Origin of the sequence: Mesorhizobium sp. M1328 (assembly GCF_040318075.1) — a bacterium.
Taxonomy (GTDB): domain Bacteria; phylum Pseudomonadota; class Alphaproteobacteria; order Rhizobiales; family Rhizobiaceae; genus Mesorhizobium.
In genome coordinates, this window is record NZ_JAMYLO010000006.1 from 1 (window position 1) to 19,583 (window position 19,583).

Sequence of the window (19,583 nt, forward strand, 5' to 3'; positions counted from 1 at the left end):
CATCACCAAGGGCCAGATCAACGAATTGATCGACCATGTGCGCGAAGTGCTGAGGGCGGTGGATTGAACCAGGTGCAGCTTTCCCTCCCCCTCGAGGGGAGGGTGGCCGCGAAGCGGCCGGGTGGGGTCGGTGCGGCAGCGCGCCAACCTGACCTTCGGCCGCATAGGTGTCTCTGATGCCCCGGACCCGCGTGAGCTTCGAAATGCGCCAAAAGGCGCGCGCGCTTCGAGTTCATGCGACCAAAGGCGAATCGCTGCTTTGGTATGAACTGCGCGAATTGAAATCGGCCGGCATGAAATTCCGCCGCCAGTGTCCGATCGGGCCTTATATCGTCGACTTTACTTGCCTTGCGGTAAAGCTGGTCGTTGAAGTCGATGGTGATCTGCACGAACAGGAGAAGGGCAAACGGCACGACGCCGTCCGTGATGCCTATCTGCGATCGCTTGGGTTCGACATCTTTCGCGTCGATGAGCCCGATGTCATAAACAGCGCTTGGCATGTCGCACAGGTGGTCAAGGAGAAGGTCGCGCGCATGTCAGCCGACCCCACCCGACCGCTTCGCGGCCACCCTCCCCTCGAGGGGGAGGGGGACGCTGGCGTGCCGCAACCAATGAGGTTTTAGAATATGGCCGCCCCCGGCGAGAATCTGCGAATCAATTCAGACCGTTTGTGGGATTCGATAATGGAGATGGCGAAGATCGGCCCTGGCATTGCCGGCGGCAACAATCGCCAGACCGTTACCGACGAGGATGGCGAAGGGCGGCACCTGTTCAAGCGCTGGTGCGATGAGGCGGGGCTCGAAATGGGCGTCGACGAGATGGGCACGATGTTTGCCCGCCGCGAAGGCACCGATCCCAGCCTGCCGCCGGTCTATGTCGGCAGCCATCTCGACACCCAGCCGACCGGCGGCAAGTATGACGGCGTGCTCGGCGTGCTCGGCGGCCTGGAGGTCGTGCGCTCGCTCAACGATCTCGGCATCAAGACAAAGCACCCGATCGTCGTCACCAACTGGACCAACGAGGAAGGCGCGCGCTTTGCGCCGGCCATGATGGCGTCCGGCGTTTTCGCCGGCGTGCTCGATCAGGCCGACGTTTATTCGCATGTCGACAAGGACGGCAAGAAATTCGGCGAGGAGCTCGAACGGATCGGCTGGAAGGGTACCGAGAAAGTCGGCGAGCGCAAGATCCACGCCTTCTTCGAATTGCACATCGAGCAGGGCCCGATCCTCGAGGATGAGGGCATCGACATCGGTGTCGTCACCCATGGCCAGGGACTGAAATGGCTGCAGGTGACGCTGACCGGCAAGGAGGCGCATACCGGCTCGACGCCGATGCCGAAGCGCCGCAATGCCGGGCTCGGCATGGCGCGCGTGATCGAATTGGTGCACGAGATCGCCATGGACTACCAACCCGACGCCGTCGGCGCGGTCGGCCATATGGAGGTTTATCCGAACTCGCGCAACATCATTGCCGGGCGCACCGTCTTCACCATCGACATCCGCTCGCCGGAAAAGGAGGTGCTGGACGCCATGGACGGCCGCATCCGCGAAGGCATCGACACGATCTGTGACGCGCTCGACATCAAATATCAAATCGATCAGGTCGGCCATTTCGATCCGGTCACCTTCGACGCGGGCTGCGTCAAGGCTGTGCGGGATGCGGCGGAGCGCCTGGGTTATACGCATCGCAACATCGTCTCCGGCGCCGGCCATGACGCTTGCTGGATCAACCGCGTTGCACCCACCGCAATGGTGATGTGCCCCTGTGTCGACGGTCTCAGCCACAACGAGGCCGAGGAAATCACCAAGGAATGGGCGGCGGCCGGCGCCGACGTGCTGTTCCATGCGGTGGTCGACACGGCGGTGATTGTCGTATGATGGGATAGCTGCCGCCTCGCAACGCCGCTCGCAAGAAGCGCGAAGAGAATAAGGGAACAAGAAAATGTCCAAAGTCATCAAGAATGGCACCATCGTCACCGCCGACCGGACGTGGAAGGCCGATGTGCTGTTCAAGCACGGCAAGATCATCGCCATCGGCCCGGACCTGCATGGCGACCACGAGTTCGACGCCACCGGCTGCTATGTGATGCCGGGCGGCATCGACCCGCACACCCATCTCGAAATGCCGTTCATGGGCACCTATTCGTCCGACGATTTCGAGAGCGGCACGCGCGCCGCGCTTGCCGGCGGCACGACGATGGTCGTCGATTTCTGCCTGCCGGCGCCGCAGCAGTCTCTGCTCGAGGCCCTGCAGATGTGGGACAACAAGACTTCGAAGGCGTCCTGCGACTATTCCTTCCACATGGCGATCACCTGGTGGGGCAAGCAGGTGTTCGACGAGATGGCCACCGTCGTCGACAGGGGCATTACCTCGTTCAAGCATTTCATGGCCTACAAGGGGGCGCTGATGGTCGACGACGACGAGTTGTATTCGTCGTTCCAGCGCTGCGCCGACCTTGGCGCGCTGCCGCTGGTCCATGCCGAGAATGGCGACGTGGTGGCGGCACTGTCGCAAAAGCTGCTGGCGGCGGGCAATAGCGGCCCGGAGGGACACGCCTATTCGCGCCCGCCGGAAGTCGAAGGCGAGGCGACCAATCGTGCCATCATGATCGCCGACATGGCCGGCGTGCCGCTCTATGTCGTGCATGTCTCCTGCGAGCAGGCGCACGAGGCCATTCGCCGGGCGCGCCAGAAAGGCATGCGGGTGTTCGGCGAGCCGCTGGTCCAGCACCTGACGCTGGACGAGAGCGAATATTTCAACAAGGACTGGGACCATGCGGCGCGGCGCGTCATGAGCCCGCCCTTCCGCAACAAATGGCACCAGGATTCGCTGTGGGCCGGCCTGCAGGCCGGGTCGCTGCAAGTGGTGGCGACCGACCATTGTGCCTTCACCACCAAACAGAAGCGCAACGGCGTCGGCGACTTCACCAAGATCCCGAACGGCACGGGCGGGCTCGAGGATCGTTTGCCGGTGCTGTGGACGACCGGCGTCAAAACCGGCCGGCTGACGATGAACGAGTTCGTCGCGGTGACCTCGACCAACATCGCCAAGATCCTCAACATGTACCCGAAAAAGGGCGCCATCGTCGAAGGCGCGGACGCCGACATCCTCGTATGGGACCCGAAGCGCAAGAAGAAGATCACGGCCAAGAAGCAGCAGTCGGTGATCGACTACAATGTCTTCGAAGGTTTTGAGGTAACCGGCCTGCCGCGCTTCGTCTTCTCGCGCGGCGAACTGTCGATCGAGGAAAACGAAGTCAAGGCAAAGCCCGGCCATGGCGAGTTCGTCGCTCGCGAACCGAATGCGGCGGTCAATCGGGCGCTGTCGACGTGGAAGGAAATTTCCGCGCCGCGCAAGGTGGAACGGACAGGCATCCCGGCGACGGGCGTTTGAGCTTGGCGAGCCAGGGAGCGATTATCTCAATGGCCGCGGTGATCCTTGCCGCCGGGCCGGCGGCGGCGGACGTCCTTGCCGGCTCCTTTGGCAATGAGGTCGGTTGCGTTGGTGTACGGCTCGGTTATCAGGACAGCGACGATTATGTCGTGCTGACCGCCGACGGCGTCGAAACCTATGGCAGCGGCTGCCAGTTCGCACAGCGACTGACGACGGCGCCTGGCACCCTGTTGTTGAGTTCCACCTGTTTCGCCGAGGGCGAGGAGGGGACGAGCACTGATGTCGTCAAGGTCATCAACAAAGGAGGGGACGGTTTCTTCGTGACCATTCCCGGCCTTGAGGAGATAGGGCCGCTGAAATCATGTTCGTGACGGTGCCGATGACGGCTGCTGCCTCGATGCCGGCGTCAGGCGACCAACCCGTCCAGTTCCGGCAGCAGGACGACGCTTTCCTGTTCGTTGGGGTCGGTGCGGGCGATGACCGCCGAGGCGGGGCTGTCGCTCAGATTGGCCGGCAGATGCGGCACGCCGGGGGGAATATAGAAAAGATCACCGGCCTTGACCACGATGTGCTGTTCGAGCCGCTCGCCATACCAGGTATGAACTTCGCCGGAGAGCACATAGATCGCGGTTTCATGGTTTTCGTGCATATGCGCCTTGGCGCGGGCGCCCGGAGGCATGGTCAGCAGATGCATGCAGATGCCGGACGAGCCGACTGTTTCGGCGGCGATACCGGCGAAATAACTCAGGCCCTGTTTGCCTTCATAAGAGCTTTCAGGGCGGATAAGATGGCAAGTGGGTTTGGGCGACATCGGGGCAACTCCGGGCGTCTATCTGATGCGACAAGGGCGAGCAGAACTGGGGCGAGTAAAACTGGGGCGAGTAGGACTGGGCGAGTGGAAAGCAACATCGGGGTAAAATCAATGGGATTCCGGCCGCGGCAGTGGCCGGAAGCGACAGGCTACGGCCGATGACGGGAGCATCGCCAACCGTTGTTTCGGCAAGCAAGCTTGGCCTGACCTTCCAGACCAATGACGGTCCGGTGCAGGCGCTGTCGAATGTCGACCTGACCATCGGCAAGGGCGAATTCGTGTCCTTCATCGGGCCGTCCGGCTGCGGCAAGACGACCTTGCTGCGCGTGATCGCCGATCTGGAGAAGCCGACATCGGGAGCCATTTCCGTCAACGGCATGACGCCCGAGCAGGCGCGCCAGAGCCGCGCCTATGGCTATGTCTTCCAGGCGGCCGCACTTTATCCGTGGCGCACGATCGAGCGCAATGTGGCGCTGCCGCTGGAGATCATGGGACTGTCGAGGGCGGAGCAGGCGGCGCGCATCAAGCGAACCCTCGACCTCGTCAACCTCAGCGGCTTCGAGAAGAAATACCCGTGGCAGCTTTCGGGCGGCATGCAGCAGCGCGCCTCGATCGCACGGGCGCTGGCCTTCGACGCCGACCTTTTGTTGATGGACGAGCCGTTCGGCGCGCTCGACGAGATCGTGCGCGACCACCTCAACGAACAGCTGCTGGAGCTTTGGGAACGAACCAACAAGACCATCTGCTTCGTCACCCATTCGATCCCCGAGGCGGTCTATCTGTCGACGCGCATCATCGTGATGTCGCCGCGCCCGGGGCGTGTCAGCGACGTAATAGAATCGACGCTGCCGAAAAAGCGGCCGCTCGATATCCGCGAGACGCCGGAGTTCCTGGCCATCGCGGCACGGGTGCGCGACGGGCTGAGGGCAGGGCACAGCTATGATGATTGAGGCGCAGGACAGGATTCCGGCTTCGCCTAACGACGAAGCGGCCACCCACGCCTTCGTCATCCTAGGGCGGAGCCGCCGCGAAGCGGCGCGCGCAGACCCTAGGATCCATGCCGTGACTTCGGCCGAAGGGCGCAAACAGTCGAGAATAAGCGCCACTCGGAGCGGTGCGCAGGGAGCCATTTTCCGCACCGTTGCGGAGCGGGAAGGTAACGGCATGGATCCTAGGGTCTGCGCCGCGTCGCTTCGCTCCTTGCTTCGCCCTAGGATGACGAAAGCGTGGTTGGGCGCTCCCTTTACGCACGCCGCTTCGCGGCTGCTCGGCCCTAGGAAGACGAAAGAAACGATTGCCGGGGCGAAAGTACCCGGCCTCCGCTTCGCTCCGGCCACCCTCTCCCCGTTGGGGAGAGGAGGGCGCCAAGCACCCGAGTGTCGCTAGATGGATAGCTTCCGCGACAAGCTTGTTCCGGTGACCTCGATTCTCCTGGGCGTCGTCGTCGTCTGGTACGTCATGGCTGTCATCCTCAACGCGCCGTTCCAGCGCGATCTCGACCGCCGCGCCAATCAGACACCGGGCATTGTGGAATTCATCGGCAAGACGCTGGCACAGCCGAAGCCGACGCTGCCGGCGCCGCATCAGGTGGCGGTAAATTTTTTCGAAAACACCTTTCTGCGCAGCATTACCTCGAACCGCAGCCTTGTCTACAATGCCTGGGTGACGCTGTCGTCGACACTGCTCGGCTTTGCCTTCGGCTCGGCGCTCGGCATCGTCATCGCCGTCGGCATCGTGCATGTGGCGACGCTCGACCGCAGTCTGATGCCGTGGATCATCGCCTCGCAGACCATTCCGATCCTGGCGGTGGCGCCGATGATCATTGTCGTGCTGGCGGCGGTCGGCATCACCGGGCTGATTCCGAAGGCGCTGATCTCGACCTATCTGTCGTTCTTCCCGGTGGTGGTTGGCATGGTGAAGGGGCTTCGCTCGCCCGAGCTCACCCATCTCGACCTGATGCACACCTATAATGCCAGTCCCTCGCAGACCTTCTGGAAATTACGGGTGCCGGCCTCGGTGCCGTTCCTGTTCACCTCGATGAAGGTGGCGGTGGCCGCCAGCCTGGTCGGCGCGATCGTCGGCGAGCTGCCGACCGGCGCCGTCGCCGGCATCGGCGCCAAATTGCTCGCCGGCGCCTACTACAGCCAGACGATCGACATCTGGTCGGCGCTGGTTGCCGGCTCGGTGGTCGCGGCACTGCTGGTTATGCTGGTCGGCATTGCCGGGCGCCTAGTCGACCGCGCCATGGGCGGGAGGCCGGCATGAGCTCCATCCTGAGCCTTTCCTCAATCACCCCTCGATCCTGGCAAGGGTATGCCGCGCTTGTCCTGCTTGTCGGCGCGCTGCTTCTTTGGCCGCTCGTCAGTGCTACGCCCGGTTACGGCATGGCGACTACGGTTTTGATTTTCATTTTGCTGCTCGTGGCAATCGAAGCCGACAACTTGCCACCGATGATCGGGGTGGTGTTGCTGTTCCTTGGCGCGCACGGCGCGGCGTGGATGCTGCTCGCCGGCATAACCGGCAATGAAGGCAGCGCTCGCGGCTCCTTCTATCTGCTGCTCGCCGCGGCGTGGTTTTTGGCCTGGCGCTGCGTAACGGTCTTGTCGTCGTTTCGCCCGACATCGCGCTGGGCGTCAACCGCCCTGCGCCTGATCATTCCGGCCATCTTCGGCGCCTGGATCCTGATCATCTGGGAAGCGGTGACGCGTGGTGCCGGCATTCCCTTCATCCTGTTGCCGCCGCCAAGCGCCATCGGTGCACGCATCGTCGGCTCGCTGCCGGTGCTGGGGGCCGATGTCAGGCAGACCATCTTCAAGGCGGTCATCTTCGGCTATGTGGTGGGGAGCAGCGCCGGCTTCCTCGTTGCCATAGCCGCCGACCGCGTGCCGTTCCTGCGGCGCGGGCTTTTGCCGATCGGCAATATGGTGTCGGCGCTGCCGATCATCGGCGTCGCGCCGATCATGGTCATGTGGTTTGGCTTCGACTGGCAGTCGAAGGCAGCGGTGGTCATCATCATGACCTTCTTCCCGATGCTGGTGAACACCGTCGCCGGGCTTGCCGCCTCCGGCCATATGGAGCGCGACCTGATGCGCACCTACGCCTCGAGCTACTGGCAGACGCTGTTCAAGCTGCGGCTGCCGGCGGCGGCACCCTTCATCTTCAATGCGTTGAAGATCAATTCGACGCTGGCGCTGATCGGCGCCATCGTCGCCGAGTTCTTCGGCACCCCGGTGGTCGGCATGGGATTCCGCATTTCGACGGAAGTCGGGCGGATGAACATCGACATGGTGTGGGCGGAAATCGCAGTTGCAGCACTTGCGGGTTCGGTCTTTTATGGCGTGGTCGCTCTTTTCGAGAGAGCAATCACGTTTTGGCATCCCTCTGTCCGTGGTGGATAGGGGCGGTGGGTTTAGGGCGCTAACTTCAGAGGGTAAAAACATGAAAAGACTTGTTGTTTCGATGCTGGCCGGCGCGATGTCGCTTGCCGCGTTCCAGGCGATGGCCGCAGACAAGGTGACGCTGCAGCTGAAGTGGGTCACCCAGGCACAGTTCGCCGGCTATTATGTCGCCAAGGCCAAGGGCTTCTATGACGCCGAGGGCCTCGACGTCGACATCAAGCCCGGCGGCCCGGACATTGCACCGGAGCAGGTTATTGCCGGCGGCGGCGCCGACGTCATCGTCGACTGGATGGGCGGTGCGCTGGCTGCGCGCGAGAAGGGCGTGCCGCTGGTCAACATCGCCCAGCCGTTCAAGAAGGCCGGCATGGAGCTGGTCTGCCCGAAGGACGGCCCGATCAAGACGGAAGCCGACTTCAAGGGCCACACGCTCGGCGTCTGGTTCTTCGGCAACGAGTATCCGTTCTATGCCTGGATGAACAAGCTTGGCCTCAAGACCGACGGCGGGCCGGACGGCGTCACCGTGCTCAAGCAGAGCTTCGACGTGCAGCCGCTGATCCAGAAGCAGGCGGATTGCATTTCGGTCATGACCTATAACGAGTACTGGCAGCTCATCGACGCCGGCTACAAGCCGGAAGAGCTAACCGTCTTCAACTATTCCGCCATGGGCAACGATCTGCTCGAAGACGGGCTCTATGCGTTGGAGGACAAGCTCAAGGATCCGGCCTTCGAGGACAAGATGGTGCGTTTCGTGCGCGCTTCGATGAAGGGCTGGAAATACGCCGTCGACAATTCCGACGAGGCGGCCGGCATCGTCATGGACAATGGCGGCCAGGACGAGAACCACCAAAAGCGGATGATGGGCGAAGTCGCCAAGCTGATCGACAATGCCGATGGCAAGCTCGATCCGGCGACCTACGAGCGCACCGCCAAGGCGCTGCTCGACCAGAAGATCATCAGCAAGGAGCCGACCGGCGCCTACACGACAGCGATCACCGACAAGGCCATCAAATAGGGCTGTCAAACTGGCTTGTAGCGGAAAAGGGGCGGGTGACCGCCCCTTTTTAGTGGGGTAAAATGAACGTTACCCGCGGAAACATCCGCTCGCAAAATCGTTGTGCCGGTGCATCCAACTCAAGGATGTCACAACGGAGGTTTCCATGCGCATCCAGTCCTTCACGCCGATGCTTTCGGCGCTGGCCATTTCTGCAGCCATCTTCTCGGTGTCACCGGCCCTGGCCGAAACCGTAAAGATGACGGCGACGCTCGATGGTGCTCAGCAGAACCCGCCCGTCACCACGAAGGGCAAGGGCACCGCCACGCTCAGGTTCAACACCGCCACCAAGAAACTCAGCTGGACCGTGAGATATTCCGGCCTCAGCGGACCGGCGAAGGCCGCACACATTCACGGCCCGGCGGAAAAGGGTCAAAACGCCGACCCGGTGGTACCGTTCGAAGGCAAGCTGAAGAGCCCGATCAAGGGTTCGGCGACATTGACCGATGCCCAGGCCACCGATCTTGAGGCGGGCAAATACTACGTCAACATCCACACCGCGGCCCACGCGGACGGCGAGATCCGCGGCCAGATCGAGAAGGCCGAATAGGCAGATCACGACGACAAAACAGGGCAACTGCCCTGTTTTGTCAGGCCTTGTCGCGAATCTGGGTCATCGTGCGGGTCGGCGTGATGGCTTCGGGGTCGAGCCTGATCTCGACGATCGACGGCTTGCCGCTGGCCCGCGCCCGCTCGAAGGCCGCCGCGAAGTCGGCGGTCTTTTCCACGGTCTCGCCATGGCCGCCATAGGCGCGGGCCAAAGCAGCAAAGTCGGGATTCCTCAAATCCGTAGCGACGACGCGTCCGGGATATTCGCGCTCCTGATGCATGCGGATGGTGCCGTAGATGCCATTGTTGACGACGATGACGATGATCGGCAGCCCGTATTGCACGGCGGTGGCGAATTCCTGGCCGTTCATCAGGAAACAGCCGTCGCCGGCGAAGGCGATCACGTCGCGGTCGGGGAAAAGCTGCTTGGCGGCGACCGCCGCCGGCGTGCCGTAGCCCATTGAGCCTGACGTGGGCGCGGCTTGCGTGCCGAAACGCCGGAACCGATGGTAACGATGCACCCAGGTGGCGTAGTTGCCGGCGCCATTGGTGAGGATGGCGTCGTCCGGGAGCATCGTTTCGAGATAATTCATGATCGGCCCCATCTGGACGGCGCCGGGCCCACTTTCCGGTGGCGTCGACCAGTCGAGATACGCGGCATGCAGCTTCGCTGCCTCCGCCGCCCACACCGGCGTTGCGGCCGGCTTGCGTCTGGCAAAGGCTTCGACGAAAGCGGCAGGCGAGGCATTGATCGCCAGCGCCGGCCGGTAGACGCGGCCGAGTTCGCCGGCGTCGGCATGGATATGGACCAGCGTCTGGTCGGGGTAGGGGCTCTTCAGCAGCGTGTAGTCGGACGACGGCATCTCGCCCATGCGGCCGCCGATCAGCAGCACAAGGTCGGCCTGCTTGATGGCGGTTGCTACCTTGGGATTGATGCCGATGCCGACATCGCCGGCATAGTTTGGGTGGAGATGGTCGAACAGCATCTGGCGGCGGAAGGAGCAGCCGACCGGCAGCGACCAGGCTTCGGCTATCGCCCGCATCCGTGCAACGGCCTCCGCGTCCCAGCGCGTCCCGCCGAGGATGACGAAGGGCCGCTTTGCCTTGTTGAGCAACACTTCCAGCGCGTCGAGCTCGATTTCGCCAGGCCGCGTCTCGACAGGGGTGTAATGCCGGGCTTCCGGTGCCTCGGCGAGGCTGGTCAGCATGTCCTCGGGCAGCGAGATGACGACCGGGCCGGGCCGGCCGGACGTCGCCACCGAAAAAGCGCGTGTGACAAATTCGGGGATGCGCGCGGCGTCGTCGATCTCGACCACCCATTTGGCGATATCGCCGAAGAACCTGACGTAGTCGACCTCCTGGAATGCCTCGCGCCCCTTGGCGTGGCTAGCGACCTGGCCGATGAACAGGATGAGGGGGACTGAATCCTGCATGGCGATGTGGATGCCGGCCGAAGCATTGGTGGCGCCCGGGCCGCGGGTGACGAAGCAGATGCCGGGCCTGCCGGTCAGGCGGCCATGGCAGTCGGCCATCATTGCGGCACCGCCCTCCTGGCGGCAGACGATGGTGCGGATCGGTGAATCATGCAGCGCGTCGAGCACCGCCAGATAGGATTCGCCGGGCACGCAATAGATACGGTCCGTTCCGTTGGCTTCGAGCGCATCGACGATGAGTTGTCCGCCGGTCTTCATTTTCCTGACCTCTCCAGTTCGGCAAGGATTTCTTCGGTGTGTTCGCCGAGACGCGGCGACGGGCGCTCATAGACCAGCGGCGTGCCGGACATGACCATCGGCGCCCGCACCGAGGGCAAGAGATTGCCATGGCCGTCATCGAGGTCGAGCCGCATGCCGCGCTCGATGGTCTGCGGGTCGGCAAACATCTGGCCGATGTTGTTGATAGGGCTGGCCGGCACTCCGGCTGTCTCGAGTCTGGCCAGCAGCGGGTCGCGATCGAAGGCTTTCAGCGCCTCGATCATGTGCTCGCGCAGCTTCGCCCGGTTGGCGACGCGGGCGGGATTGGTGGCGAAGTCAGGGTTCGACGCCAGCTCGTCGAGACCGACGGCAGCGCAGAACTTTGCGAACTGGCCGTCATTGCCGACCGCCAGGATGATGTGGCCATTTTTCACCGGCACCACTTCGTAGGGCGCGATGTTCATATGCGCATTGCCCATCTGCACCGGCGATTGTCCGGAGACGAGATAGTTGAGGTTCTGGTTGCCGAGCGTCGAGATCTGGGTGTCGAAGAGCGCCATGTCGATATGCTGGCCTTTGCCGGTCTTCTCGGCATGGCGAAGGGCCGCCTGGATGGCAATGACCGAATAAAGCCCGGTGAAAACATCTGAAATAGCCACGCCCGCCTTCTGCGGTTCGCGGCCGGCTTCGCCGGTGATCGACATCATGCCGGCCATGGCCTGGATGATGAAATCATAACCGGCGCGCGGGGCGTACGGTCCCGACTGGCCAAAACCGGTGATCGAGCAATAGATCAGCCGCGGGTTGATTTTCTTCAGGCCGTCATAGTCGAGGCCGTATTTCTTCAGTCCGCCGACTTTGAAGTTTTCGATCAGCACGTCCGATGTCGCGACCAGTCGGCGCACCCTCTCGGCGCCCTCGAGCGTCGAGAAATCGATGGCGATGGAGCGCTTGCCGCGGTTGCAGGAATGGTAATAGGCGGCCGAAAGGTTCTCGCCGTCATGGCCGATGACGAAGGGCGGTCCCCATTTGCGGGTGTCGTCGCCGCCGTCCGGGCTTTCGACCTTGATCACGTCGGCGCCGAGGTCGGCAAGCAACTGCCCGGCCCATGGCCCGGCAAGGATGCGCGCGAGTTCGATGACGCGGATGCCTTTGAGCGGAGGCTCAGTCATGGATCACCATGGTTGGTCGAAAGCGCAGGCTTAGATCTTTTTTGTGCATGTCGTTATCCCAAAACCGCTGCGCACCCTCGGGTCGAGCCCAAGGGCATGCTTTGGGCGACATCCCACTATCAATCCCGGGTGCCGCTGTCACGGCCCTTGCAATGGGCCAAGTATCACTGTGCCCTCAGCACACGGTCGGCCCAGGCGGCAAAATCCTCCATGATGATGTCTCGATTGATCTCGTTCAGGCTTTCGTGGCGGGTTTCGGCGTAAACCTTTGAAACGAGATTCGAAAAACCCATCATGTGCATCCGGCCGGCAAGATGGCTGACCGCCTTGCCGCCGTCCGAGGCCGGATCCTGCTCGCCTCCGACCAGATTGACGAACAGGTCGCGCCGCACGCCGGAAAAATTGCGGTCGCTGCCGCAATGCAGCGTCATCTTGACGATGTCCTGCCACATCGACACCGATGCGTCCCAGCCGCAGAGCGGGTCGGCGATGTATTTCTCGACTTCAACGGCATCGCGCGACAGCCAGTCGAACGGCGTCCGGCGATTGGGCACCGCCTTGCCCCAGGCCCGGAACGTCAGCCGGGGCAGCATGCGCGACGGCACGTCTGAGCCAAGCCGGAACTTTTCCCAACCAAGCATGGCCAGCGCGATTTGGCCGAGCAGTCCGGCCGAGAAATTGCCGTTCCAGATCGCGGCGGCATGGATGCGCGCCGAGTTGCGGAGGACAAAGTTCAGCGCGACCGACGCGCCCAAGGAATGGCCGAAGACGATGACCGGCAGGCCAGCCCTTTCCCTGGCGATCAGATCGTGGACGGCGGCGACATCGGCGATGACCTTGGCACCGCCATTCGCATCGGCGAACCTGCCAGGTGGCGCGTCGGGCGCCTTGGTGGCGCCGTGGCCACGGTGGTCGTGCGCGAAGACCTGGTAGCCGCGCGCGCCGAGGAAATCGGCGAAGCGGGCATAGCGCGCGGCGTGTTCGGCCAACCCGTGGTTGATCTGAACGATGGCGCGCGGTTGGCCGATGGCGTGTTTCACATAAAGGTTGAGCTCGGCGCCGGTCGGCGATCGAAGCACAAGCTGTTGGTCGAATGACATCGCCGCGTCGTCTCCAACGCCCCGACACGATACCGGACGCGAGTTTTGTTTGCGCCGGCGCCGGTTTTGCGTCAATCCGGCGTGACCGATTTGCGCGCTGACGTTTACCGCACGTTCGCAATTCTGACATGGTGGCATCGGCAGTCTGTTGCCGCAGTTTTTCAGCCGAGGGACCCTTATGCGGACAGGTTTTGTTTTCGGATTGGCGCTTGCGGCCGTGCTGCTTGCCGGCGCGGCGCGGGCCGATGTGAAGATGACCGGCGCTTTCGTCGCCGATACCGCCTGTCCGGCAACGCAGGCGATCAAGAGCGGCAAGAATCCCGGCAACATCTCGACCGCGGCTGGCCAGAGCTATGATCTCCTGGCCGGCAACAAGGACGTGCCCACGCACTATCTCATTCGCGTGCCGGGCGCCGATCCGGAGCGCCGCTGGGTCAAGACCGGCTGCGGCCACGTTTCGGGCGGCAGCGCATCGACGATGCCGGCTGCACCGGCGCCTGCCGATCCGAACAAGCCATCGGCGTCCGGAAAACCGGAATATGTCTTCGCGCTGAGCTGGCAGCCGGCTTTCTGTGAGACCAAATCCAGCAAGGCCGAATGCCGGGCGCAGACCGCCGCCGGTTTCGATGCGACCCACTTCACCTTGCATGGGTTGTGGCCGCAGCCGAATGGAAATTTCTATTGCCAGGTCGCGGCAGGCGACAAGGCGAACGACGATCCGGCGCACTGGCGGGATTTGCCGCCGGTCACGCTGGACCCGAATACGCGGTCGGAACTCGACCAGGTGATGCCGGGCACCGCATCCGCCCTCGAAAGGCATGAATGGATCAAGCACGGCACCTGCTACGGCAAGAGCCAGCAGGAGTATTTCTCCGACGCCTTGAACCTGATGCGCGCGGTGAACGCTTCGCCGGTGCGCGATCTCTTCACCAAGAACATCGGCAAGCAGCTCACGTCCGATCAGATTGCCAGCACCTTCGACAGTGCCTTCGGCAAAGGCGCGGGCGACCGGGTCCGCGTATCCTGCGTGGTCGATCCCTCGAGCGGCAGGCGGCTGATCGGCGAGCTGACGCTCGGCCTGGCCGGCCCGATCGCCTCGAACGCCTCGCTCGGTGCCCTGCTGCTTGCCTCGGCACCGACAACCAAGGCCGGCTGCCCGAAGGGCACGGTCGATGCCGTCGGGTTCCAGTAGACAGGCCGAACGCAACTGTCGCTTTGCACCGGGGATGGTATGATCCCTGGGCATCATTCGTAGGGGGTGGCGATGAGTGGCATGACGAGCGGCGCGCTGGCGCGGCTGGCGTTCTGGGCCAAGGGCATGACGGCGATCCGCGACGGCCATATGGAGTGGCCGGGCTTTTCCTACACCGAAGTGGAGTGGGTGCGCATGACCACGCTTGCCAAACCCGTCGGCGGCGGCACCTACCAATTGTTCACGCTGGTCAACGCGGCGATCTTCATCGCCATTGCTGCGCTCGGGATCTTCGGTGTCTTCCTGCCGCTGGCGGCGCTGCTGTTCCCGGTGCCGGCCGAAACCAGTGCGCTCAAGTTTTCGCTGCTCCTGGCGGCATGCGCCTTCCTGATCATCGGCATCGGCCTGCCGATTTCGCTGAGTCTTTCGACCGCACTGGTGGCGCCGAAGTCGCTACGTGCCGCGCTCGTCGCCGTGCCCGGCGACCAGGCGCTTGCCGCAAAAGTGTCATGGCAGATCAACCGGATCACGCTCGTGCTCTGCGGCCTGCTGATGCCGGGCATCCTTCTGTTCATTGCCTACGACATCGATGCCGGTCCGATTATTACCGCGTTGAAATGGCTGGCGATCGCGCTGATGGCGATTTCGGTTGCGATCGGCGGATGGCAGCGGCGCAAACGATCCTGATTGAGCCAATCGGAGGCCAGGGTAGCGTTACGCGCCGGCGCTGCGCTCCGGCCTGGTCCATGTGTTGCGGCCGTCTGCTTCGTTGCCGCCCGGTTCGCCGACAACGCGATCGCGTCCGGTCGATTTGGCCTTGTAGAGACGCTGGTCGGCGAGCGCAAAGAGATCGGCAAGGCAACGGGTCGTCTCGCTGACTGTCGAGATGCCGGCGCTGACGGTGATGTCGAACCGGCTGGTGCTTGCGGACGTCTTGACCGCTTGCCTGACGGTTTCGCCCAGCAGTCTGGCGAGCGGCTGCGGACGCCAGCCGAGGATGGCGAATTCCTCGCCGCCGATCCTGAACAATTGATCTTCGGTCCCGACAAGTTCGCCAAGCAAAATCGCCAGGGCTTTCAGCACCTTGTCGCCCTCGGCATGGCCGAAGCGGTCGTTGATCGATTTGAAGTGGTCGACATCGATGATCAGCAGGCTGAGCGGCCTGGCGGTTCGCAGGCTGGTTGCAACGGCGGCCTCGCCATCGCTGTCGAAGCGCCCCCTGTGCAGCAGGCCGGCGAGGCCGTCGCGACCGACATGCTCGACCAGCGCTTCATAGCGCTCGCGATAGGTCAGCGTGTCGAAAATGTCGGAAAGCCCGCGCGGCGCCGGCACCTGCCGCGCCTCGAACCACCTGATATAGGCGACCAGCATAGTGCTGTAGACCAGGGCCGCTGCCATCTTGGCGAACCAGCCGCCAAAGAACACCGCCACCGGCGCACCGGTGACGAAATGCAGCGCCGTGAAAAAGCCTGCCTGGTCGAAGGTGAGCACGCAGGCGACGGAGACCAGGATGCGGGTGAAAAGCGCCTTGCGCAGATATTTGCCGAGCTTTTCATAGAGCAGGATGATCAGGATGGCGTCGATGAACAGCAGCGTCGTGCCCCACACCATCAGCCAGCCCATCTCGTCGATGAAGCCGATGTCGGGAAGCTTGCCGCCGGGCAGGGCGGCAATATCGTGCAGGCGCAGGATCAGCACGAGGCCGATCATCAGGGCATTGCCGAGCAGCAGGCCGTAGATGGGCTGCCGGACGGTTGCCGCGTCCTCCTTGATGTAGAGCAGGAGCAGCATGACCAGCTTGCCGGAAAACAGCACGGCCGAACCCGGCGATACCATGCCGAACGGCAGCGCGACGTAGAAGACGCTGGCGAGGTAGGTTTCCAGGAAATGCATGACGCCAAGAGCGCAGACAAAGACGCCGAGGCCGATGCGGCCCCTGAACCGGAAAAGCGTGACCATGATGCCGAAATAGAGAACCGCTTCGGCAAAAAGCAGGAAACTGTTCAGCACGGCCCGATCTCTCTCCCCGAAATCGCGGCTGCCAGCGATTTCCCATCCAACACTGTTTTGACGCGGAATGGTTAATGGGAGCTTTCGCAAGGGCGCCGGCACGAAATGAAGCGGCTAAGCGTTTGCGGGTGCGACCAAATCCGCTTGGGGCCAAAACTGTTTGCCGTTCGGGGCCGCATCGCTTACATAGCCCCCAACTTCCATTCAATCCGACATCAGTCGACTTTTCAGGGAAAGCGCGCGTGGCACGCCAGTTCATCTATCACATGGCCGGCCTCAACAAGGCCTACGGCACCAAGAAGGTGCTCGAGAACATTCATCTGTCCTTCTACCCGGACGCCAAGATCGGCATCCTCGGTCCCAACGGCGCCGGCAAGTCGACGATCCTCAAGATCATGGCCGGCATCGACAAGGAGTGGAGCGGCGAGGCGTGGCTGGCCGAAGGCGCGACCGTCGGTTACCTGGCGCAGGAGCCGGCACTCGATGCGAGCAAGACCGTGTTCGAGAACGTCATGGAAGGCGTCGCCGCCAAGACTGCCATCATCGAGCGCTACAACGAATTGATGATGAACTATTCCGACGAGACGGCCGACGAGTCGGCCAAACTCCAGGACGAGATGGACCGGCTCAACCTGTGGGATCTCGAACAGCAGGTCGAGATGGCGATGGAAGCGCTGGGCTGCCCGCCCAAGGACGCCGACGTCACCAAGCTGTCGGGCGGCGAGCGGCGCCGCGTCGCGCTCTGCCAGCTGCTGCTGCGCCAGCCCGACCTTCTGCTGCTCGACGAGCCGACCAACCATCTCGACGCCGAGACGACGGCGTGGCTGGAAAAGCATCTGCGCGCCTATCCGGGCGCGGTGATGATCATCACCCACGATCGCTACTTCCTCGACAATGTCACCGGATGGATCCTCGAGCTCGACCGCGGCCGCGGCATTCCCTATGAGGGCAACTACACCAAATATCTCGAAGCCAAGGCCAAGCGGCTCAAGCAGGAAGGCCGCGAGGACGATGCGCGCCAGCGGGCGATCGGCCGCGAGCGCGAGTGGATCCAGTCCAGCCCGAAGGCCCGGCAGACCAAGTCGAAAGCGCGTATCCAGGCGTTCCAGGACCTGCTGGATGCCGCCGACAAGCGGCGTCCGAGCGACACGCAGATCGTCATTCCGCATGGCGAGCGGCTCGGTAATGTGGTGATCGAGGTCGAGGGCCTGTCGAAGGGCTTTGGCGACACGCTTTTGATCGACGATCTTGAATTCAAGCTGCCGCCGGGCGGCATCGTCGGCGTCATCGGCCCGAACGGCGCCGGCAAGACGACGCTGTTCCGCATGATCACCGGCCAGGAAAAGCCGGACGCCGGCACCATCCGCGTCGGCGAGACGGTCAAGCTCGGTTATGTCGATCAGAGCCGCGACGCACTCGACCCGACCAAGACCGTCTGGGAAGAGATCTCGGGCGGCGCCGAAGTGGTCAAGCTCGGCAAGTTCGAAGCCAACACCCGCGCCTATTGCGCATCGTTCAATTTCCGCGGCGGCGACCAGCAGCAGAAGGTCGGCAACCTATCCGGCGGCCAGCGCAACCGCGTGCATCTGGCCAAGATGCTGAAGACCGGCGGCAACGTGCTGCTGCTCGACGAACCGACGAACGATCTCGATACCGAAACGCTGGCCGCACTTGAAGACGCGCTCGAGAGCTTCGCCGGCTGCGCCGTCATCATCTCGCACGATCGCATGTTCCTCGATCGTCTGGCGACGCACATCCTCGCCTTCGAGGGCGACAGCCACGTCGAATGGTTCGAAGGCAATTTCGAGGATTACGAGCAGGACAAGATCCGCCGGCTTGGTCCGGATGCGGTCAACCCGCACAGGATGACGTATAAGCGGCTGACGCGGTAAGACATTTACAGGGCGGCGAATTCTCAAATGATCTGAGGAACCAAGATGGCCGATTGGTCCGCCGCCCTCTACCTGAAATTCGAGGATGAGCGCACCCGGCCGGCGCGCGATCTGGTCGCGCAGGTGCCGGTGCACGCACCGCGCCGGGTTGTCGACATCGGCTGCGGGCCGGGTAATTCGACCGAATTGCTGGTCGAGCGCTGGCCGCAGGCGCAGATCAGCGGCTTCGATACGTCGCCCGACATGATCGAGAAGGCGAAGGCCGGCCTGCCCGGCGTCACCTTTGCCTTGGCGGATGCGGCGACGTGGCAGCCGAACGAACCCGTCGACGTGATCTTCGCCAATGCGGTGTTTCAATGGCTGCCGGAGCATCCGGCGGTCTTCCAGCGGCTGATGGGATTTTTGGCGCCCGGCGGCGCGCTTGCCGTGCAGATGCCGGACAATATGGGCGAGCCATCGCACCGGCTGATGCGGGAGACCGCGGCCGAGATGCCGTTTGCCGAAAAGCTCGGCGACGCTGCCCGCGCGCCGCTGCCGCCGGTCGCGTTCTATTACGACCTTTTGTCGCCATTCGCGGATCGGCTCGATATCTGGCACACGATCTACAACCATCCGCTGACCGATGCCGAGGCGATCGTCGAATGGGTGAAGTCGACCGGGCTGAAGCCGTTCCTCGATCCGCTCGATCAAGACGAGCGACAACTTTTCCTGAAGCGCTACACGGACAGGATCAGCGAAGCCTATCCGAAAATGGCAAGCGGCAAGGTGTTGCTGCGCTTTCCCCGTGTCTTCATCGTGGCGCGGCGTTCTGCCTAGAAACTCTTAGCTACACCCAAAAACAGCCAGCAGCGGATGCTTGACCGGCTTTCGCCGTCATGCGCATCTCGCTGGGGAAGGGATAACGGCCCTTCATGGGCCATTGGGGGGTGGATGATGACACTGAAAAAGCTCATTTTCGGCGGCAGCATTTGTGCGGCCGCTGTGCTTGCCTTTTCGATATCGGCGGAGGCCAAGCGAGCGCGCTGCTTCACCAGCGACGACGGCTATTTCTCGTGCAGCTACCGGGCGCTGGACGATGCCGGCAGCTTTCGCATCTCGGCGCCGGGCTATCCGACTTACGTCCTGGAGATCGACGGGCCGGGTTTTGCCTATGGCTATGTCAATCTCGGCCGCCGCAACGTGCCGCTGCCCGGGCAATTCGTGCGCAGCAACGATGACGGTGCCTGCTGGAACAACCCGCAGACCAATACCAAGCTCTGCGCCTGGTAAAGACCTTCCAGGGACTTGATTTAAGCCGGCATAAACTGGCTAGGTGCAAAAGAGG

19 protein-coding genes are annotated in these 19,583 nt (G+C 63.0%); 14 read left to right on the forward strand and 5 right to left on the reverse strand.

Annotated elements, in window-relative coordinates; genetic code table 11:
• Window positions 1-176 precede the first annotated feature (176 nt).
• The 4 genes from NKH23_RS14020 to NKH23_RS14035 all read left to right on the forward strand — a co-directional run bounded on the left by NKH23_RS14020 (window position 177) and on the right by NKH23_RS14035 (window position 3,764).
• Window positions 177-623, forward strand: coding sequence for an endonuclease domain-containing protein (locus tag NKH23_RS14020; protein WP_352564410.1), 447 nt, complete (start codon window positions 177-179; stop codon window positions 621-623).
• 3 nt (window positions 624-626) lie between these two features.
• Entirely contained in the window at window positions 627-1,877 is a 1,251-nt protein-coding gene (locus NKH23_RS14025) for a Zn-dependent hydrolase (RefSeq protein ID WP_352912727.1), read from the forward strand.
• Window positions 1,878-1,941: 64 nt separating this feature from the next.
• Complete coding sequence (hydA, locus tag NKH23_RS14030; protein ID WP_352912728.1) at window positions 1,942-3,393, forward strand: dihydropyrimidinase; 1,452 nt, start codon at window positions 1,942-1,944, stop codon at window positions 3,391-3,393.
• Window positions 3,394-3,422: 29 nt separating this feature from the next.
• Window positions 3,423-3,764 (forward strand): hypothetical protein, encoded by a 342-nt coding sequence (locus NKH23_RS14035; protein WP_352912729.1) that lies wholly within the window; start codon window positions 3,423-3,425, stop codon window positions 3,762-3,764.
• Window positions 3,765-3,799: 35 nt separating this feature from the next.
• Here the strand turns inward: NKH23_RS14035 and NKH23_RS14040 are convergent, their stop codons facing one another.
• Window positions 3,800-4,204, reverse strand: a complete 405-nt coding sequence (locus tag NKH23_RS14040) for a cupin domain-containing protein (RefSeq protein WP_352912730.1) — start codon at window positions 4,202-4,204, stop codon at window positions 3,800-3,802.
• Window positions 4,205-4,362: 158 nt separating this feature from the next.
• On the opposite strand from NKH23_RS14040, the gene NKH23_RS14045 reads away from it, so the two are divergent.
• The 5 genes from NKH23_RS14045 to NKH23_RS14065 all read left to right on the forward strand — a co-directional run bounded on the left by NKH23_RS14045 (window position 4,363) and on the right by NKH23_RS14065 (window position 9,203).
• Window positions 4,363-5,154, forward strand: a complete 792-nt coding sequence (locus NKH23_RS14045) for an ABC transporter ATP-binding protein (RefSeq protein ID WP_352912731.1) — start codon at window positions 4,363-4,365, stop codon at window positions 5,152-5,154.
• Window positions 5,155-5,590: 436 nt separating this feature from the next.
• Entirely contained in the window at window positions 5,591-6,469 is an 879-nt protein-coding gene (locus NKH23_RS14050) for an ABC transporter permease (protein ID WP_352979630.1), read from the forward strand.
• Complete coding sequence (locus tag NKH23_RS14055; protein WP_352912733.1) at window positions 6,466-7,602, forward strand: ABC transporter permease; 1,137 nt, start codon at window positions 6,466-6,468, stop codon at window positions 7,600-7,602. Before NKH23_RS14050 ends, NKH23_RS14055 begins: the two co-directional genes overlap by 4 nt.
• A 40-nt stretch (window positions 7,603-7,642) precedes the next feature.
• Window positions 7,643-8,614, forward strand: a complete 972-nt coding sequence (locus NKH23_RS14060; RefSeq protein ID WP_023675876.1) for an ABC transporter substrate-binding protein — start codon at window positions 7,643-7,645, stop codon at window positions 8,612-8,614.
• Between the two features lie 145 nt (window positions 8,615-8,759).
• Window positions 8,760-9,203 (forward strand): CHRD domain-containing protein, encoded by a 444-nt coding sequence (locus NKH23_RS14065; RefSeq protein ID WP_352912734.1) that lies wholly within the window; start codon window positions 8,760-8,762, stop codon window positions 9,201-9,203.
• Window positions 9,204-9,243: 40 nt separating this feature from the next.
• Here NKH23_RS14065 and NKH23_RS14070 read toward each other — a convergent pair whose 3' ends face one another.
• The 3 genes from NKH23_RS14070 to NKH23_RS14080 all read right to left on the reverse strand — a co-directional run bounded on the left by NKH23_RS14070 (window position 9,244) and on the right by NKH23_RS14080 (window position 13,165).
• Window positions 9,244-10,893: a thiamine pyrophosphate-binding protein gene (locus NKH23_RS14070; protein ID WP_352912735.1), complete on the reverse strand. Its 1,650-nt coding sequence runs from the start codon at window positions 10,891-10,893 to the stop codon at window positions 9,244-9,246.
• Complete coding sequence (locus NKH23_RS14075) at window positions 10,890-12,065, reverse strand: CaiB/BaiF CoA transferase family protein (RefSeq protein WP_352979626.1); 1,176 nt, start codon at window positions 12,063-12,065, stop codon at window positions 10,890-10,892. Before NKH23_RS14075 ends, NKH23_RS14070 begins: the two co-directional genes overlap by 4 nt.
• Window positions 12,066-12,229: 164 nt before the next feature.
• The gene (locus NKH23_RS14080) at window positions 12,230-13,165 is read right to left on the reverse strand and encodes an alpha/beta fold hydrolase (protein ID WP_352912737.1); all 936 of its coding nucleotides are present in this window, start codon (window positions 13,163-13,165) and stop codon (window positions 12,230-12,232) included.
• Window positions 13,166-13,343: 178 nt separating this feature from the next.
• Here NKH23_RS14080 and NKH23_RS14085 point away from each other — a divergent pair, with 178 nt between their 5' ends.
• The gene (locus tag NKH23_RS14085) at window positions 13,344-14,357 is read left to right on the forward strand and encodes a ribonuclease T2 family protein (RefSeq protein ID WP_353034980.1); all 1,014 of its coding nucleotides are present in this window, start codon (window positions 13,344-13,346) and stop codon (window positions 14,355-14,357) included.
• Window positions 14,358-14,429: 72 nt separating this feature from the next.
• A complete protein-coding gene (locus NKH23_RS14090) occupies window positions 14,430-15,044 on the forward strand; it encodes a hypothetical protein (protein WP_352912738.1) in 615 nt (204 codons plus the stop codon).
• Between the two features lie 27 nt (window positions 15,045-15,071).
• Here the strand turns inward: NKH23_RS14090 and NKH23_RS14095 are convergent, their stop codons facing one another.
• On the reverse strand, window positions 15,072-16,367 hold the full coding sequence (locus NKH23_RS14095) for a GGDEF domain-containing protein (RefSeq protein WP_353034982.1): 1,296 nt from the start codon (window positions 16,365-16,367) through the stop codon (window positions 15,072-15,074).
• Window positions 16,368-16,609: 242 nt separating this feature from the next.
• Here NKH23_RS14095 and ettA point away from each other — a divergent pair, with 242 nt between their 5' ends.
• From ettA to NKH23_RS14110, 3 genes are all read left to right on the forward strand, one after another.
• The gene (ettA, locus tag NKH23_RS14100; RefSeq protein ID WP_352912740.1) at window positions 16,610-18,259 is read left to right on the forward strand and encodes an energy-dependent translational throttle protein EttA; all 1,650 of its coding nucleotides are present in this window, start codon (window positions 16,610-16,612) and stop codon (window positions 18,257-18,259) included.
• Window positions 18,260-18,304: 45 nt separating this feature from the next.
• Window positions 18,305-19,075: a trans-aconitate 2-methyltransferase gene (gene tam, locus NKH23_RS14105; protein WP_352912741.1), complete on the forward strand. Its 771-nt coding sequence runs from the start codon at window positions 18,305-18,307 to the stop codon at window positions 19,073-19,075.
• Window positions 19,076-19,192: 117 nt separating this feature from the next.
• The gene (locus NKH23_RS14110) at window positions 19,193-19,528 is read left to right on the forward strand and encodes a hypothetical protein (protein ID WP_352912742.1); all 336 of its coding nucleotides are present in this window, start codon (window positions 19,193-19,195) and stop codon (window positions 19,526-19,528) included.
• Window positions 19,529-19,583 lie beyond the last annotated feature (55 nt).